Origin of the sequence: Kitasatospora sp. NPDC127121 (assembly GCF_042677305.1) — a bacterium.
Taxonomy (GTDB): domain Bacteria; phylum Actinomycetota; class Actinomycetes; order Streptomycetales; family Streptomycetaceae; genus Kitasatospora.
Genome location: NZ_JBHXTQ010000043.1, coordinates 37,501 through 52,747, shown reverse-complemented (window position 1 = coordinate 52,747; position 15,247 = coordinate 37,501). Strand labels below are relative to the sequence as shown.

13 protein-coding genes are annotated in these 15,247 nt (G+C 74.2%); 7 read left to right on the top strand and 6 right to left on the bottom strand.

Features of this window, described 5'->3' with window-relative positions:
* The first annotated feature begins 36 nt into the window (after nt 1-36).
* From ACFVHI_RS21695 to ACFVHI_RS21670, 6 genes are all read left to right on the top strand, one after another.
* On the top strand, nt 37-324 hold the full coding sequence (locus tag ACFVHI_RS21695; protein ID WP_063350045.1) for a hypothetical protein: 288 nt from the start codon (nt 37-39) through the stop codon (nt 322-324).
* Entirely contained in the window at nt 321-737 is a 417-nt protein-coding gene (locus ACFVHI_RS21690) for a TadE/TadG family type IV pilus assembly protein (RefSeq protein WP_380341778.1), read from the top strand. The genes ACFVHI_RS21695 and ACFVHI_RS21690 overlap by 4 nt, the downstream gene beginning before the upstream one ends.
* Nucleotides 734-1,276 (top strand): TadE/TadG family type IV pilus assembly protein, encoded by a 543-nt coding sequence (locus tag ACFVHI_RS21685; protein WP_380341775.1) that lies wholly within the window; start codon nt 734-736, stop codon nt 1,274-1,276. Before ACFVHI_RS21690 ends, ACFVHI_RS21685 begins: the two co-directional genes overlap by 4 nt.
* Nucleotides 1,277-1,440: 164 nt before the next feature.
* Entirely contained in the window at nt 1,441-1,887 is a 447-nt protein-coding gene (locus tag ACFVHI_RS21680; protein ID WP_063350047.1) for a hypothetical protein, read from the top strand.
* Nucleotides 1,887-5,945 carry a BTAD domain-containing putative transcriptional regulator gene (locus tag ACFVHI_RS21675; RefSeq protein WP_380341771.1) on the top strand — a complete coding sequence of 1,353 codons (4,059 nt, stop codon included), beginning with the start codon at nt 1,887-1,889 and terminating at the stop codon, nt 5,943-5,945. The genes ACFVHI_RS21680 and ACFVHI_RS21675 overlap by 1 nt, the downstream gene beginning before the upstream one ends.
* Nucleotides 5,946-6,129: 184 nt before the next feature.
* Nucleotides 6,130-6,450, top strand: a complete 321-nt coding sequence (locus tag ACFVHI_RS21670) for a GntR family transcriptional regulator (RefSeq protein ID WP_363367217.1) — start codon at nt 6,130-6,132, stop codon at nt 6,448-6,450.
* A gap of 217 nt (nt 6,451-6,667) precedes the next feature.
* On the opposite strand, the gene ACFVHI_RS21665 is transcribed toward ACFVHI_RS21670, so the two are convergent.
* Both ACFVHI_RS21665 and ACFVHI_RS21660 read right to left on the bottom strand, forming a co-directional pair.
* Entirely contained in the window at nt 6,668-6,955 is a 288-nt protein-coding gene (locus ACFVHI_RS21665) for a hypothetical protein (protein WP_380341768.1), read from the bottom strand.
* Nucleotides 6,956-6,983: 28 nt separating this feature from the next.
* Nucleotides 6,984-7,508 carry an HAD domain-containing protein gene (locus tag ACFVHI_RS21660; RefSeq protein ID WP_380341765.1) on the bottom strand — a complete coding sequence of 175 codons (525 nt, stop codon included), beginning with the start codon at nt 7,506-7,508 and terminating at the stop codon, nt 6,984-6,986.
* A 404-nt stretch (nt 7,509-7,912) separates the two neighbouring features.
* On the opposite strand from ACFVHI_RS21660, the gene ACFVHI_RS21655 reads away from it, so the two are divergent.
* Nucleotides 7,913-9,871 (top strand): hypothetical protein, encoded by a 1,959-nt coding sequence (locus ACFVHI_RS21655; protein ID WP_380341762.1) that lies wholly within the window; start codon nt 7,913-7,915, stop codon nt 9,869-9,871.
* Nucleotides 9,872-10,029: 158 nt separating this feature from the next.
* Here ACFVHI_RS21655 and ACFVHI_RS21650 read toward each other — a convergent pair whose 3' ends face one another.
* The 4 genes from ACFVHI_RS21650 to ACFVHI_RS21635 form a co-directional block, all read right to left on the bottom strand.
* Nucleotides 10,030-11,400, bottom strand: a complete 1,371-nt coding sequence (locus ACFVHI_RS21650) for a S8 family serine peptidase (protein WP_063350053.1) — start codon at nt 11,398-11,400, stop codon at nt 10,030-10,032.
* Between the two features lie 253 nt (nt 11,401-11,653).
* Nucleotides 11,654-12,424, bottom strand: coding sequence for a 3-oxoacyl-ACP reductase FabG (gene fabG / locus ACFVHI_RS21645; protein WP_380341806.1), 771 nt, complete (start codon nt 12,422-12,424; stop codon nt 11,654-11,656).
* 124 nt (nt 12,425-12,548) lie between these two features.
* A complete protein-coding gene (locus ACFVHI_RS21640) occupies nt 12,549-13,751 on the bottom strand; it encodes an acetyl-CoA C-acyltransferase (protein ID WP_063350054.1) in 1,203 nt (400 codons plus the stop codon).
* A 205-nt stretch (nt 13,752-13,956) separates the two neighbouring features.
* Nucleotides 13,957-15,120, bottom strand: a complete 1,164-nt coding sequence (locus ACFVHI_RS21635; protein ID WP_380341759.1) for an acyl-CoA dehydrogenase family protein — start codon at nt 15,118-15,120, stop codon at nt 13,957-13,959.
* Between the last annotated feature and the right edge of the window lie 127 nt (nt 15,121-15,247).

Here is a 15,247-nt window from a genome sequence, read left to right as displayed (position 1 = left end):
CTGGCACCACACCGCACTCCACCCCGGGAGACCCGAATGACCGTCCGACTCGTCCACCTGGCAGGCCGGCTGATCCGGCCCGTCCTGCTGCCCGTGCAGTTCGCCCTGCTGCTGTTCACCCTGCGGCTCGGCCGGCTGCGGGCCGCCCGCGCGCGCGGCGACCGCGGCGCGATCAGCATCGAACTCGCCCTCGCCATCATCGCGTTGGTCTTCGTCGCGGGCGCCGTCGCGACCGCGTTGTACCTGCTGAAGGACAAGGTCGTGCAGAAGGTGCAGCAGGACCCGAACATGCCGGGTGCGGGCGCGGGAGGCGCCACCAAGTGACGCACCGACCTCGCCGCCGCGGCGACCGGGGGTCGATGAGCGTGAGCCTCGCCATCGTCTTCCCGGTCGTCCTGGTGCTCCTGATGCTCGTCGTCCAGGCCGCGCTGCTGTGGTACGACCGCCAGCTCGCGCTCACCGCCGCCCGCGAGGGCGTGGACGCCGGCCGGATCCAGGGCAACGCGACGGACGAGGTGAAGAACGAGGCGGCGCGCCGACAGGCCAGGGACTTCCTCGACCGGCAGGGCGTGCACTCGTACACGGTGACGACCGACGGCAGCACGCCCGAAGTGGTCCGGGTCACGGTGGCGGTGCGCCCGCCGCTGCTGATACCCGGGCTGTCGGCGCCCGCCCTCACGCAGTTCGCCGAGGCGCCGCGGGAGCACTTCGTCCCGCCGGTGGCGGTGGCGCCGTGAGACGGCGGACCAGGGCCGACTGGTGGCCGGCGCCGTGCGCCGAGCGTGGTTCCGAGCGCCGTTGCGCGCCCCGGGCCGAGCGCCGTTCCGCGCGCCGGCCCCGGTGGTGGCCGGTCCGGCGGAGCGACGGCGGCGCCGTCGCCATCGAGGCGGCGATCGTCGTGCCCCCGGTGGTCGGGCTGGTCCTGGTGGCCATCGCCGCCGGGCGGGTGCAGACCACGGCCGGTACGGTCGAGGCCGCCGCCCGGGCCGGCGCCCGCACCGCCTCGCTGCAGCGCAGCGTCGACGGGATGACGCAGCCGGGCCGGGACTCGGCCCTCGCGACGCTGCGCCAGCAGGGCGTTTCCTGCCGCAACGGGGACGTCCAGGTCGTGCCCGGCCGACTGGACCTGCCCGGCGGCGCCGTCACGACCGTCAAGGTCACCGTGGTGTGCGACGTCGAACTGGCGGACCTGCTCGGCGGACCGTCCGGCGTACCCGTGACGAAGCACCTCGTCGGCGAGTTCACCTCCGTGGTGGACCGCTACCGGGGCACATGACGGCCCGGGGCGGCACCCGGCGGGACACGGGCCACGACGGGGGATTGGGGACGGCCCGCGCGGGGGAGACGCAAGCGGAGAGCGCACGGGGGATGACGCGACGGGACCGGCCGGCGCCCGGTGGGGGCCGGTGGGGCGGACGAGGTGCGGGAGGGGCAGGGGGGATGGGAGTGCCTGTCAGGGCGCGGCGCCGACGCCGCTCCGACCGGGGCGCGGTCGCCCTCTTCGTGGCGATCTGCGCGGCCTACGTCGTGCTCGTCATCGCCCTGGTGATCGACGCCGGCGGCCGGTTGCGGGTCGCCGAACGCACCGACGCCTACGCCCAGGAGGCCGCGCGGGTCGGCGGACAGCAGCTCGACCAGGCCGCCGTCCTCCAGGGGAAGGGCTTCAAAATCCAGCAGGACTACGTCCGGCAGGCCGCCGACGCCTACCTGGCCCTGTACGGCCTCCAGGCGGGCGAGGTCGAGTTCTCCGGCGACGGCAAGGTCGTCACCGTCACCGTGCGGGCCGACTACCGGCCCGTCCTGCTGGGCGCGCTCGGGGAGCGGAAGGTAACGGGCAAGGGCAGTGCGACCCTCGTCCACGGAGTCGAGAAAGCGGAGACCGACTGATGGCCGCGCCACGTGCCAAGGACCAGGCCCGAACCGCCCCGGGCCGGGCTCGAACCGCCAAGGGCCGGAGCCCGGGCGCCAAGGACCAGGCCCGGAGCGCCAACGGCCGGGCCCACACCGGACACCGGGCCGCCGGCCGCCCCGCCGCCCCGGCGCCCCGCCCACCGCGCGGGCGCGGCCGCGGCGCAGCCCTGATCACCGCGCTCGCCGCGCTGGTCACCCTGCTCGCCCTGCTGCTCGGCGTCCCCGCGCTGCTGCTCTACGGCACCCGTGCGGTCGCCGCGATGGGCGACGTCGCGCCGGACGGCGTCGGCCAGGCGCTCACCGGCCCGGACGACGGACGGCTGTTCCTCTGGCTGCTGGTCGTGGTCGGCTGGCTCGCCTGGGGCTGCTTCGCGTTCGCCGTCCTGCTGGAGATCCCCGCGCAGCTGCGCGGCCGGATCGCCCGCCGCATCCCCGCCTTCGGCTGGAGCCAGCGGATGGCGGCCGGTCTGGTCGGCTCGGTGTTCGCGCTGATGCCGGTGGCCGGCTCGGCCTTCGCCGCCACCCCGGCCCACACCGCCACCGCCCCGGCGGAGTTGGCGGCCGGAGTGCAGCGCGCCGCCCTGCCCGCCGCCCAGGCCGCGCCCGCGCTGGCGCCCGCCGCCGAGCAGAACCCCACGTACACCGTGCGGGACAGCCGGCCCGCCGACAGCCTGTGGTCCATCGCCGAACGCCAACTGGGCTCCGGTGAACGGTGGGTGGAGATCGCCAAGCTCAACGACGGCCGGGTGATGGACGATTCAGGCATCCGCTTCGACGCCGACCGGCCGATCCAGCCGGGGTGGGCGCTGCTGATGCCGGGGGACGCGAAGGCGGACGGGTCGGCGCCTTCGCCTGCTCCGACGCCTGCTCCTTCGTCCGAGCCCGCGCCCGCCCCTGCTTCCGGTGCCGGGTCGGCCCAGGTGCCGCAGGCCGGGACGGAGCCGGGTGCGGGTGGGCATGCGACGGTGACCGTCCAGGGCGGGGACAGCCTGTCCGTCATCGCCCAGAGGGAGTTGGGGGACGCCGAGGCGTGGCCGAAGCTCTTCGAGGCGAACAAGGGCGCCCAGGCGCCGGACGGAGAACGGCTGACCGATCCGGACGTGCTGGTGCCCGGGATGGTGCTCACGGTGCCGGGGGCGGCCGCTCCCGCGCCCGCTCCTTCGCCTGCTCCTCCGTCCGAGCCCGCGCCCGCTCCGGCGCCGCAGCCGGCTCCGTCGACCGGCCAGCCGCCGGCCGACCAGGCGCCCGCCACTCCCGCCCCCGCGCCGACCCCGGCCGCGTCCCAGCCCGTCACCCCGGCGCCCACCCACGCGCCCGCCCATGCGCCCGCCCCCGCCGCGCACGCCGAACCGGCCGCCGGTGACGACTACTCCATCGCCCTCACCGCCTCCACCGTCGGTGTCCTGCTCGCCGCCGTCATGGTCGGCACCGTCGCCCACAAGCGCGGCACCCAGTTGCGCGCCCGCCGCCCCCGGCACCGCATCACCATGCCCGACGCCGAGGCCGCCGCCTTCGAGAACGAGCTCAGGGCCCGTCAGGACGACGCCGGCCTCGACCTGCTCGACCGCGCCCTGCGCACCATGGCCCGCAACACCGTGCGCGGCGGCAAGCGCCTGCCCGCCATCGTCGCCGCCCGGATCACCCCCGGCCACACCATCGAACTGCACCTCTCCGGCCCGGCCACCCCGATCGCGCCGTTCCGCGCCGCGCACGCCGCCAACGTCTGGTGGTGCAGCCTCGACTCCGGTGACCTGCTCAGCGCCGCCCAGGCCCGCAAGACCGCCGCGCCCTACCCCGCCCTGGTCACCCTCGGCACCTCGCCCGACGGCTCGGTCGTCCTCGCCGACCTGGAGGCCGTCCGGCTGCTCCACCTCTCCGGCCACCCCGACGACGCCCGCGACATCCTGCGCACCCTCGCCGTCGAACTCGCGCACAGCCCGCTCGCCGACCGGCTCCACCTGCACCTGGTCGACCTCGCCGAGGAGATGCCGATCAGCGGCCCGGCCGCCGAACGCATCCACCGCCACCCCACCCTGGAGGCCGCGCTCGCCGCCCTCGGCCCGCGCACCGCCAAGGCCCGCGCCACCCTGGTCGCCGCCGAGGCCGCCAGCCCGCGCGACGCCCGCAGCCGGGGCCAGGCCGACGAGTCCTGGACCCCCGAGATCGTGCTCTGCGCCCAGCAGCCCGGCGGCGAGGTCCCCGCCGAACTCGGCCGCCTGCTCGACGCCCGGCCGCGCACCTGCGTCGCCGTCATCACCCGCGCCCCCGAACGCGGCACCGGCCCCGTCGCCCGCTGGACCCTCCCGGCCACCGGCCAGGCGGCCATCCCCGGCCTGCACCTCACCGTCGAACTCCAGCGGCTCAGCGACCAGCAGTACGACCAGGTCACCGAACTGCTCCGCGCCGCAGACGACCTCACCCAGCACCCGGCCCCCGCCTGGACCCTGGACGGTCCCGGCCTCGACCCCGACGCGGACGACGACGACACCGACACGGCCGAACTGCCCGCCGCCGTACCCGTGCTGGCCGCCGTCGGCGCCGCCGCGACCGGCGCGCAGGGCGGTACGGACACGGCCGCCGGGCCCCGGCTGCTCGCCCGGGTCATCGGCACCGGCGCCAGCCCGTTCGCGGGCACCGACCCGGCGACGCCGGTACCGGCCCCTCCGGCCGGGCCGGGGCGGTACGCGGTCAACGGGCAGGGGCGGCAGGCCGCCTCCGCCGAGACCGAGACCGGGAGCGGTACCGGAGTCGGTACCGGAGTCGGTACCGGGAGCGGGATCGGGACCGACGAAGAGCTCGTGGTCGGGCAGGTCGTTGACGAGGCCACGGACGAGGCAGCGGACGAGGCCACCCGGGACCTGCGCCGCCCGGATGCGGTGGCGGGGGACGCGGCGGAGGCACCGCAGCAAGCCCCCGCGGCCGTCCTCGCTGTCCAGCCCGTGCCGTCCGTGCCTGCCGTCCAGTCCGTCCAGCCGGTCGTGCCGCAGTCGCCCGTCGAGCCGGCCCCGGTCCACCAGCCCGCGCCCGCGTCCTCCGGCGTCGACCCGCGCGTCCCGTCCCGGCCGGAGCCCTCGCCCGACCTCCTGCCCGGCACCGAAGCCGAGGCCCCGGCCGAAGCCGATTCCCACGCTGATTCCCACGCCGAGTCCGGAGTCGAACCCGGAGCCGAGCCCGGCCCCGCCGCCGTCGCCCCGGTCGCCCAGACCACCCCCGGGCGCAGCGACAGCGACGACCTGCTCGCCATCCTGCGCTCCCCGGAGGCGCACGCCGCCCGCAACGCCCCCCGGATCCGCCTGCTCGGCCCGGTCGACGTCGCCGGAGCCCTCGGTACCGTCGAACCCGGCGCGCTGTCCCGGCTCACCGAACTCGCCGTCTACCTCTCGCTGCGGCCCGGCGCCGACCACCACGCCCTCGACCACGACCTCCACCCCGGCGCCGCCCACCTCGACCCGCACCCCACCGCGGCCGACGCCAAGAGCCCGCTCCCCGGCAAACTCGCCGACCTGGCCGCCTGGTTCGGCACCTCGCCCGAGGGCCGCGCCTTCCTGCCCACCGACACCACCGACGGCTACTCCTTCACCCCGGTCGTCACCTGCGACTGGGACGAGTTCCGCAGCCTCTACCGGCGCGGCATGCGCAGCACCAGCGCCACCGCCGACGCCGCCCTCGCCCACGCCCTGGCCCTGGTGCGCGGCGCCCCGTTCGCCGAGGCCCCGCCCGCCTCCTACGGCTGGGCCGAGGCCGAACGCCAGGACATGATCGCGGCGATCGTCGACACCGCCCACGAACTGGCCGCCCGCCGCCTGCAGTACGGCGACCACCGCAGCGCCGAGGCCGCCGTCTTCCGCGGCCTCGCCGTCGCCCCGGACGTCGAACTCCTGCACCGGGACCTCTTCTACGCCTACGCCTCGGCCGGCGCCCGCGACCAACTCCTGCGCGCCGTCAACCGTCTCGACGCGCTCAGCCGCCGCACCGGCCGTGACCTCGACGCCGACACCGTCGCCCTGCTCCGCGACCTGCTGGCCGGTTCCTGACGTCCCCTGCATGTTGTAGAATCCGCGAATCCGTGAGCACTGTAGGCCGATCATGAGCACTGTCCGAGCAAATCCGGGTGATCATGATCAGGGGGCCGAGCTGTTCGAATGGATTCATCCGATGCGGTGGGTTCGTGTCAGGCTGGCGGCGGTCACCCACAGGTCTTCGGGCGGGAGTTGACGAATGGCCGAGCGTGCCGCGATCAAAGAGCCCTCGGCAGCCCGCCGGATCGCGGAGACACTGCGCGGTGAGATCCTCGATGGCCGGATCGGCGCCAGCGAGGCGCTCCCGACGGTGCGTGAGCTTTCGGTCCGCTTCGAAGCCAAGGGTGCGGTCATCCGAAAGGCCCTCCAACTGCTGCGGGGGGAGGGGTACGTGAAGCCAGGTCCGGCCGGGAGGTTGTACACGCCTGGTCTCGATACGCACTGGATGTACGGCGGCGACTTTGACCGTTTCGCCGCTGTTGCCCAGCCGGACCGGTATCCCCCACACGACCACCCGTAGGCCGACGGATTGGTGCTGCCCGAGGGCCTGCTCTCGGATTGCTCATGATCGCTCGACACGGCGACCGTCGGCGAGTGCTCACCGGGCAGATACCCGCAGGTCACAACGCCGAGATTGCTCACGGAATCGTGGACCCTACAACGCCGCTGCCCGGCCGCCCCTCGGAGTGACCGGGCAGCGGCATGCGGGGCTGGGTAGATCAGGCCGATCAGGTCGGTCAGGTCGGGCAGACGCACCGGCCGTCGACGGTGCGCTCGGTGGCGGTGTGGACGTCCCGGACGGCGGCGAGCGGGACCCGGGCCACCGCCACACCCACCCGGGTCCGGTCCGCCGGCGTCCGGGCGACGACGTCGAGCTGCCCCTGCTCCGCCACGGTGGCCCGGGCGAGCACGCTGAAGACGTACGCCCCGCCCTCGACGCCGTACCCGTCCGCCCACAGCTCGACCACCGCCCCGCCGTCCAGCGTCAGGTGCCAGGGCAGGGGCGGTCCGGCGGCGAAGTCCATGGTCGGGGAGTTTAGATGGTCGGGGAGTCTAAGGCGTGTCGTGTCGGTGTGTGCGCAACCAGGCGTCCAGGGTGGTGAAGTCGGCTGCGGTGAGGCCGCGTTGGTGGTCGACCCGGTGAAGGAGCGCGGGGGCGGGTGAGTGGGCCGCGACCCAGCGGCGGTCGGTGGCGGCGATCTCGTCGTCCACCCAGACGAACGGGCGGCCGGCGGCCCGGGCGACCAGCGCGCGGGTCTTCCCGTGCAGGCCGGCCGGTTCGTCGCCGTCCTCCACCGGCCAGCTCACGACGGGTAGTTGCGGCAGCCCGAGCCAGGGGGAGAGGCAGTCGTTCGCATCGGACATCCACGTCGTCGCCCACACCAGTTCGCACGGCAGGCTCAGCAGGAGCCCGCCGAGCGCCGGATCGACGCGGGCCAGCAGGGGGTTGACACCCGGGCCGGGTGCGGCGGCGGAGACGCCGCGGAAGACGGGGTAGCCGCCCGGGGGCGGCGCGCCGAAGGGGATGAGCGGTCCGTCGATGTCGAGGAACAGGAGAGGTGTACCGGGGCCTGCCATGACGGCACGATAGCGGGCCGCGTGGCACGCCGATCGGAGACCCGGCCTGGATCGGGTGTGCCGGGATCTCGTAGGGTGGCGCGACGGGAGTGGTGGCAGGCACCACCCAGCAAGGGCATCAGACGCCGCGAAGCGGCGGGGTGGGCGGTGACCAGAAGATGGCGGAGACGACAGCTGTCCCCGGAGGCCCCGAACCGGCAGCGGACTCGGGCCCCTGGGACGCCGTACCGCCGCCGCGCACCCCGGCCGAGGAGCACCCGCCCGGGCCCGCCGCGCTCTACGAGCCGCCGCCCGTGCCCCCGCTCCCGCCGTCCGCTCCGGCAGCCCCGCCGTCGGCTCCGACGGCTCCGGCCACGGTGCCGGGCCCATCGCCGACCGCGCCCACCGGATGGACCGTCACCGGCATGCCCGCCGTGGGCGCGCCGCCGTCCGCGGCCACGCCGCCGCCCTTCCCGGCCCCGGGCGTGAGCGCCCCCGGTGCGGGCGGACTGGGGGCGGCGCCGCGCGGACGGATCCTGGTCGTCGAGGGCGGTTACGGCAACTCCGGGCGCCGCACCTGGGGTCGGGGCGGTCCCGCCCAGGCGTCGGTGCTGTCCGCGATGCTCGCGGCCGTCTCACCGCAGGTACTGCTCGCCGCGGACGCGGTGGACGCCGTCCACCTCCCCGGCGCCAGCGACCCGCACACCGTCCTCGCCCACCTGCGCGCCGCGTCCCGCCATCCGGGGCCGCTGCTCGTCCACTTGGGCGGTCACGTGGTCGCCGACAAGCGCGGCGGACAGCTCCAGCTCACCCTGCGCGACTCCAAGCAGGACGGCCTGCCCTGGCAGGCCGTCGCCGCCGAGCTGAGCCACCGCCCGGCCGAGTGGCAGACCCTCGTCGTCGCCGACCTCAGCGCCGACCAGAACGCCTGGCCGTACCTCCAGGGTGCCGCCTCGCCGCTCAGCGAGGGCATCCCGCTCTGGGCGGTCGTCAGCCCGGACCCGGAGCAGATCGGCACCTTCACCAGGGCCCTGATCGAGGCGCTGCACGGCGGCCGCCCCGGCGCGGGCGACGTGCTCGCGCCCGAGCAACTGCGGCAACAGGTGTACTCGGTGCTGCGGCCGGACGTCGTCATCCTGGCCACGCACGCCCCGGACCGGCCGGTCTTCCGCAACACCGCCCGCCGTGGCGACGGTCCGCCGGCCGACGTGTCGGCGCCGGTCGACGCGGTGCCGCCGGTTGATGCCGTGCGGGCCGATGTGGTGCCGGTTCACGCGGTGCCGCCGGTCGATGCCGTGCGGGCCGATGTGGTGTCGTCCGGGTCGGCCGTGCTGTCGGTGCCGCCGGTGCCGGGTCGGGCGGAGTCGCAGGACGCCGTCGTCGAACCGCCCGTGGCGCCCTCGGCCTTGCCGTCGTCGGCCTCCCCGGCTCCCGCGACCGAGGCCGGTCCGGTGAGCCTGGTCAAGCCCGGCGTTCCGCCCACCCCGCCCAGGCCGGCCCACCCGGTCAGCCTGCTGAAGGGGCAGCCGGCCGGCTCGGCTGGCGTGACCCTGCACAAGCCCGCTCCGGCGGACGCGACGCCCGAGGTCGTCGAGTCGCCCGCAGGCGTGACGCTGGCCAAGCCCCAGCAGCCGGGGCCGGAGCCGGAGTTGGAGTCCGAGTTGGAGTCCGAGCGGGAGCGGGAGCGGGAGCCGGAGCAGGCGCCGGCGGACGTCGCCACGCCGACGGCGGAACCGCAGGACGCCGCCTCGACGCAGGCCCCTGCCGTCGACGAGACCCCCGTGGACGCGGTCCCGGTGGCGGAGGCCCCAGCGGACGAGGTGCCAGCAGACGCGGTGCCGGCGGACGAGGTGCCTGCCGATGCGGTGCCCGTCGACGCTCCGGTGTCCGGTCAGCCGCGTGCCGACTACCGGGAGGCCATCGGCCGGATCGTCCGCAGCGCGGATGCCGGGGAGCACGGTGCCGCCACCGAACTCGCCTTCGCCCTCGAACTGGAGGCGATCGCCGAGCACGGCGCCGCCTCCGAACCGGTCCTCCAGGTGCGCCAGGTCCGGGCACACGTGTGCCGTCTCGCGGGCCGGCCGGCCGAGGCCGCGGACATCTACCGCGAGGTGGCCCTGGCGCTGCTCCGTTCGCAGGGGCCGGACCACCCGGAGACCCAGCAGGCGGCCACCAATGCCGAGGCCTGCTGGCGCTCGGTCCCCGACCGCGCGGCGGCCCTTCGGATCGCCCCGGAGATCATCGAGCTCCGCGCCTACCTCCCGGGCCCCGACGGCCGTAAGCTCCGCGCCGCCGAGCGCTACCTCGCCCAACTGGCCGCCGCCCCGGAGCCCGCAACGCCGCCCGCCCCGGAGCCCGCTTCCGCCCCGGCGGACCGCGTCTGACCCTTCGCGCCGCGCGGCCGGGCCGGACGACCGGCACCTGGCTGCGAGCAACTAACACCGAACAGAAAACAAAGAACAGAAAACAGCGAACAGATAACAGATTTCGAAATCTGTTATCTGTTCGCTGTTAGTTGTTACTTGCTACCCACCACTGCCCGTCAGCGACCGGCGATGGCGTGGACGAACTTCGCGCCGTCGATGGTGCCGAGGCCGCTGGAGAGGTCGTAGCCCTCGGTGGCGGTGTAGCCGGTGACGCCGCCCCAGGAGTTGTCGCCCTCCTTCACGTCCGTGATGCCGCTCCACGCGCTCGGGAGCAGGTTGAGCCCGTACAGACGCCAGTTGAGCTGGCCGAGGCGGTGACCGGCGAGCTGGTCGGCGAGGGCGACGACGCCGGAGAACAGCGGGGTGGCCTCGCTGGTGCCGCCGGTGAGGTGCCAGCCGACGGAGGTCGGGTCGTAGGACTCGTAGGTCCAGGCGCCGCCGTCGACGGCCGCGCTCATGCTGATGTCGGGCGTGCCGCGGTGGTTGCCGGTGACGTTGGCGACGCCGGCCTGGTACCACGGGCGCTCGAAGATGCCGGAGACGCCACCGCCGCCGGCGCCGGACTTGTCGTGCCACACCTTGTCGGGCGCGGTGCGCGCGCCGTTGTCGTCCAGGGTGAGCTGGGTGCCGCCGATGGAGGTGACCAGCGGGTCGGAGGACGGCCAGGAGTTGACCTTGTACGGGTACAGGTCGGTGCCGTTGGTCTGCGCGTCGGTGGCGCCGTTGTCGCCGGAGGCGGCGAGCACGGTGACGTTGTGGTCGGCGGCGGCCTGGAAGGCGTAGCGCAGGTCGGTGAGCGACTTGAAGTCGCCCTTGTCGTACCCCGGGAAGGTGTTCTCGGTGGCGCCGAAGCTCTGCGAGATGACGTCGCCGCGGCCGGCCTTGATGAGGGCCTTCTCGGCGTCCATCATCTCGGGCAGACCGGTGGTGCCCTCGGTCTCGGCGACACCGGTCTCGACCAGGACGATGTGCGCGTCGGGGGCGATGGCGTGGGCGTACTCGACGTCCAGCGTGGTCTCGCCGGCCCAGCCGGTGTGGTCGGGGTTCTTGGGGTCGAAGGCGGGGACGTTGCCCCACTTGACCACCTCGACGTTGGTGTCCTGGATGCCCCACTGCTTGTCGAAGACCTCCAGGTCGTGCTGGATGGTCGGCGAGCCGAAGGAGTCGACGATGACGATCGTGCGGCCCTTGCCGGTGATGCCCTCCTGGTACAGCGGGTTCAGGTTGTAGGCGTTCCGGTACTGCAGCGGCGAGTAGCAGTGGATGCCGATCTGACTGACGCACTGGGTGGTGGTCAGCGGGGCGGTGCGGCCCTGGGCGTTGTGGTGCCCGAAGGAGGCGGGGCGGACGTGGACGCCCGTGAGGTCGTGCGCGGGGGCGGCGGTCGCGGCGCCGACCGCCGGGACGGCGATGGTGCCGGCCGTGAGGGCGGTGGCCCCGACGGCGAGCAGAGCCAGGGCACGGCGAAGGGGGGCGGGGCTGCCCATGGGACTCCTTGGGGCGCAGGGCCCGACCTGGTCCGGTCGGGTCGGTCCGGCCATCCCATCGACTGCCGCATGATCATGCCATAGTCATTTGGTGGGGTCGGCTGATCAGAGGCATGGTCATGCTCGGCCACGCGAAAAGGTAAAGACCGTCCCAGGTGAAGGTAACCCCACGCCCAGGACGGTCATATGACGACACGTCAGTATTATCGTACTAATGCTGAGGGGTTCTTGACGGTCCCCGCCCGGGCCAGCCCTACCGCGCCCCGCCGTTGACGTACAGCGTCTGCCCGCTGACGTACGAGGCGTCCTCGCTGGCCAGGAAGGCGACCACGGACGCGATCTCCTCCGGCTGTCCCACCCGGCGCAGCGGGGTCCGGGCGGAGACCTCTGCGTGCTGGTCCTCGGCCGTGCTGCCGACCCGCTCGGCGGTGGCCGCGGTCATCGCGGTGGCGACGTACCCGGGGGCGACGGCGTTGACGTTGATGTTGAACGGCCCCAGCTCGATCGCGAGGGTCGCGGTGAGCCCCTGGATGCCGGCCTTGGCGGCCGCGTAGTTGGCCTGCCCCCGGTTGCCGAGGGCGGAGCGGGAGCTGAGCGAGACGATCTTCCCGTACTTCTGCGCCACCATGTACTTCTGCGCGACGTGGCTGCAGTTGTACGCGCTGGTCAGATTGACGGTCAGGACCGCGTCCCAGTCGGCCTTCGGCATCTTGAAGAACAGGTTGTCCCGGGTGATCCCGGCGTTGTTCACCAGGATGTGCACCCCGCCGAGGTCCGCCGCGACCTGCGCGAACACCGCCTCGACGGCGTCGTAGTCGGCCACGTCGCAGCCGTACGCCCGAGCGGTGCCGCCCTTGGCGGTGATCTCCGCGACCGTCCCGGCGGCCCGTTCGGCGGTGAGGTCGACGACGGCGACGGTCGCGCCCTCCTCGGCGAGCCGGCGGGCGGTGGCCGCGCCGATGCCCTGCGCGGCGCCGGTCACGACGGCGACCCGCCCCGCGAACCTGCCCGCCAGGCCCGTCACTTCAGCCACTGCGGCTACTTCAGTCATTCCCGGTGCTCCCTTGGACTCGGACGTGAACTCGAATTCGGACGTGAACTCGGACGCGGACTCGACCGTGAACTCGGCCGCGAACGCGGGCCCGCACTCAGTCAACGTTCTCGACGAGGACGGCAGTGCCCTGACCGACCCCCACACACATGGTGGCGAGCCCGCGCCGGGCGTCGGTGCGGCGCATCCGGTGCAGCAGGGTGGTGAGGATGCGCGCGCCGGAGCCGCCCAGCGGGTGGCCGAGCGCGATCGCCCCGCCGCTCGGGTTGACCAGTTCGTCGGCCTGTTCGGGGGTGAATCCGATGCCGTCGGCGGAGGCCAGGGCCTGGGCGGCGAAGGCCTCGTTGAGTTCGGCGGTGTCGAGGTCGGCCAGCGACCAGCCGGCCCGGCCGAGCACCTTGCGGGTGGCCGGCACCGGGCCGATGCCCATCACGTCGGGGTGCACCCCGACGGAGGCGCCGGCCACGTACCGGCCGAGCGGTCGCAGCCCGAGGTCGCGCAGCGCCTCCTCGCCGACCAGGAGCAGCCCGGCCGCGCCGTCGTTCATCGGCGAGGCGTTGCCGGCCGTGACGGTGCCGCCGGGGCGGAAGGCGGGCTTGAGGCGGGCGAGCTTCTCCAGGCTGGTGTCCTCGCGGATGCCCTCGTCCTGGCCGACCGTCACGCCGTCGGGCCGTTCGACCGGGATCAGCTCGGCGTCGAAGTGGCCGTCCTTGCGGGCGGCGGCGGCCCGTTGGTGGCTGCGCAGCGCGAAGGCGTCCTGGCGTTCCCGCCCGATGCCGTACCGGCCGGCCACCTCCTCGGCGGTCTCGCCCATGCTGAGCACGCCGTGCAGTTCGGCCATCCGGGGGTTGGTGAGCCGCCAGCCGAGCCGGGTGTCGTAGGTCTCGATCCGGTGCGGGAGGGCCTCGTCGGGGCGGGGGAGGACGAAGGGGGCGCGGGTCATCGACTCGCAGCCGCCGGCCAGGACGACGTCGGCCTCGCCGGAGCCGATGGCCCGGGCGGCGAGGGTGACGGCCTCCAGCCCGGAGGCGCAGAGCCGGTTGACGGTGGCGCCGGGGACGGTCTCCGGCAGGCCGGCCAGCAGGACGGCCATCCGGGCGGCGTTGCGGTTGTCCTCGCCGGCCTGGTTGGCGGCGCCCCAGTAGACGTCGTCGATGCGGGCGGGGTCGAGGGCGGGGACGTCGGCGAGCAGGGCGCGCAGCACGGTGGCCGAGAGGTCGTCCGGGCGGACCGTGGCGAGCGCTCCGCGCAGCCGGCCGATGGGTGTGCGGCGGGCTGCGGCGAAGTAGACGGGACGCACGTCGTCGGGCTCCTATCCGGTTGAATCCGAGTGATCCGAGTGATCCGAGCAGTCAGGGTGATCCGAGCAGTCAGGACGGTCAGGACGGTCCGGGTGATCCGGGTGATCCGGGTGATCCGGGTGATCCGGGTGATCCGGGTGGTCCGGGTGGTCCGGGTGGTCCGATTGACCTGTCCTGGCTGATCGGATGGGATGAACGGGCTGGTCAGAAGGCGTTGACCCCGGTGAGGGCACGGCCGATGAGCAACTGGTGGATCTGGCTGGTGCCCTCGTAGAGGGTCATGACCCGCGCGTCGCGCAGGTACTTGCCGACCGGGTACTCGTCGATGAAGCCGTAGCCGCCGAACACCTGGAGCGCGCTGTTGGCGGCCCGGACGGCGGCCTCGCTCGCGTAGAGCTTGGCGACGGAGGACTCGGTGGCGAACGGCAGGCCGCGTTCGATGTGGTCGGCGACCTTCCAGGTGAGCAGCCGGGCGGCCTCGACGTCGACGGCGATGCCGGCCAGCAGTTCCTGGACGAGTTGGTGCGAGGCGATCGGGCGGCCGAACTGCTCGCGCTCGCCGGCGTAGCGGACGGCGGCCTCCAGGCAGGCGCGGGCGATGCCGACGCAGCCCGCCGCGACGGACATCCGGCCCTTGGCGAGCGCGGACATCGCCACCCGGAACCCCTTGTCGACCTCGCCGAGCCGCGCGCTGTCGGGCACCCGGACCCGGTCGAGGGCGAGCTCGGCGGTGGCCTGGCCGCGCAGGCCGAGCTTGCCGTGGATCTCGGTGCGGGTGAAGCCGGGCAGGTCGGTGGGCACCAGGAAAGCGGTGATGCCCTTGTGGCCCTGCCGGTCGGGGTCGTCGCCGCCGGTGCGGGCGAAGACCAGGGCGACGTCGGCCCAGGTGCCGTTGGTGATGAACATCTTGGCGCCGCTGATCAGCCAGTCGTCGCCGTCCCGGACGGCGCGGGTGCTGAGGTTGGCCGCGTCGGAGCCGGTGCCGGGTTCGGTGAGCGCGAAGCAGCCGAGCGACTCGCCCGAGGTGAGCCGGGGGAGCCAGTGCTGCTTCTGCTCCTCGGTCCCGTAGCCGTAGACGGACTTGGCGACCAGGCCGAGTGTGACCGAGACGATGCCGCGGACGGCCGAGTCGCCGCGGCCGAGCTCCTCCAGGACCAGGCAGTACGCGAGGTGGTCGCCGCCGCTGCCGCCGTAATCCTCGGGGATGGTGAGGCCGAGGAAGCCGAGCCCGGCCAGTTTGCCGATGATCGCGCGGTCGACGGACTCAGCACGATCCCAGGCGGCGGCGTGCGGAGCGATCTCGCGGTCGGTGAAGGAGGCGGCGAGGTCCCGGACGGCGCTCTGCTCCTCGGACAGCTCCAGGTTCACGGCGGCTCCAGATCCATTAAACTAGCGCTGCAAGTTTTATGGAGGGACTGTAGCCCCGGCCGGCCCGCGCTGGGAAGGGGCACCTGCCAGAATCGGTCCCCGCCCCACCCGACCGGAGGAACCGGAG

Bases quoted from the DNA above. Each gene is read 5' to 3' on its own strand.
- ACFVHI_RS21695 (WP_063350045.1), top strand. From the start codon at position 37: ATGACCGTCCGACTCGTCCACCTGGCAGGCCGGCTGATCCGGCCCGTC.
- ACFVHI_RS21680 (WP_063350047.1), top strand. From the start codon at position 1,441: ATGGGAGTGCCTGTCAGGGCGCGGCGCCGACGCCGCTCCGACCGGGGC.
- ACFVHI_RS21675 (WP_380341771.1), top strand. From the start codon at position 1,887: ATGGCCGCGCCACGTGCCAAGGACCAGGCCCGAACCGCCCCGGGCCGG.
- ACFVHI_RS21670 (WP_363367217.1), top strand. From the start codon at position 6,130: ATGGCCGAGCGTGCCGCGATCAAAGAGCCCTCGGCAGCCCGCCGGATC.
- ACFVHI_RS21665 (WP_380341768.1), bottom strand. From the start codon at position 6,955: ATGGACTTCGCCGCCGGACCGCCCCTGCCCTGGCACCTGACGCTGGAC.
- ACFVHI_RS21660 (WP_380341765.1), bottom strand. From the start codon at position 7,508: ATGGCAGGCCCCGGTACACCTCTCCTGTTCCTCGACATCGACGGACCG.
- ACFVHI_RS21655 (WP_380341762.1), top strand. From the start codon at position 7,913: ATGCCCGCCGTGGGCGCGCCGCCGTCCGCGGCCACGCCGCCGCCCTTC.
- ACFVHI_RS21650 (WP_063350053.1), bottom strand. From the start codon at position 11,400: ATGGGCAGCCCCGCCCCCCTTCGCCGTGCCCTGGCTCTGCTCGCCGTC.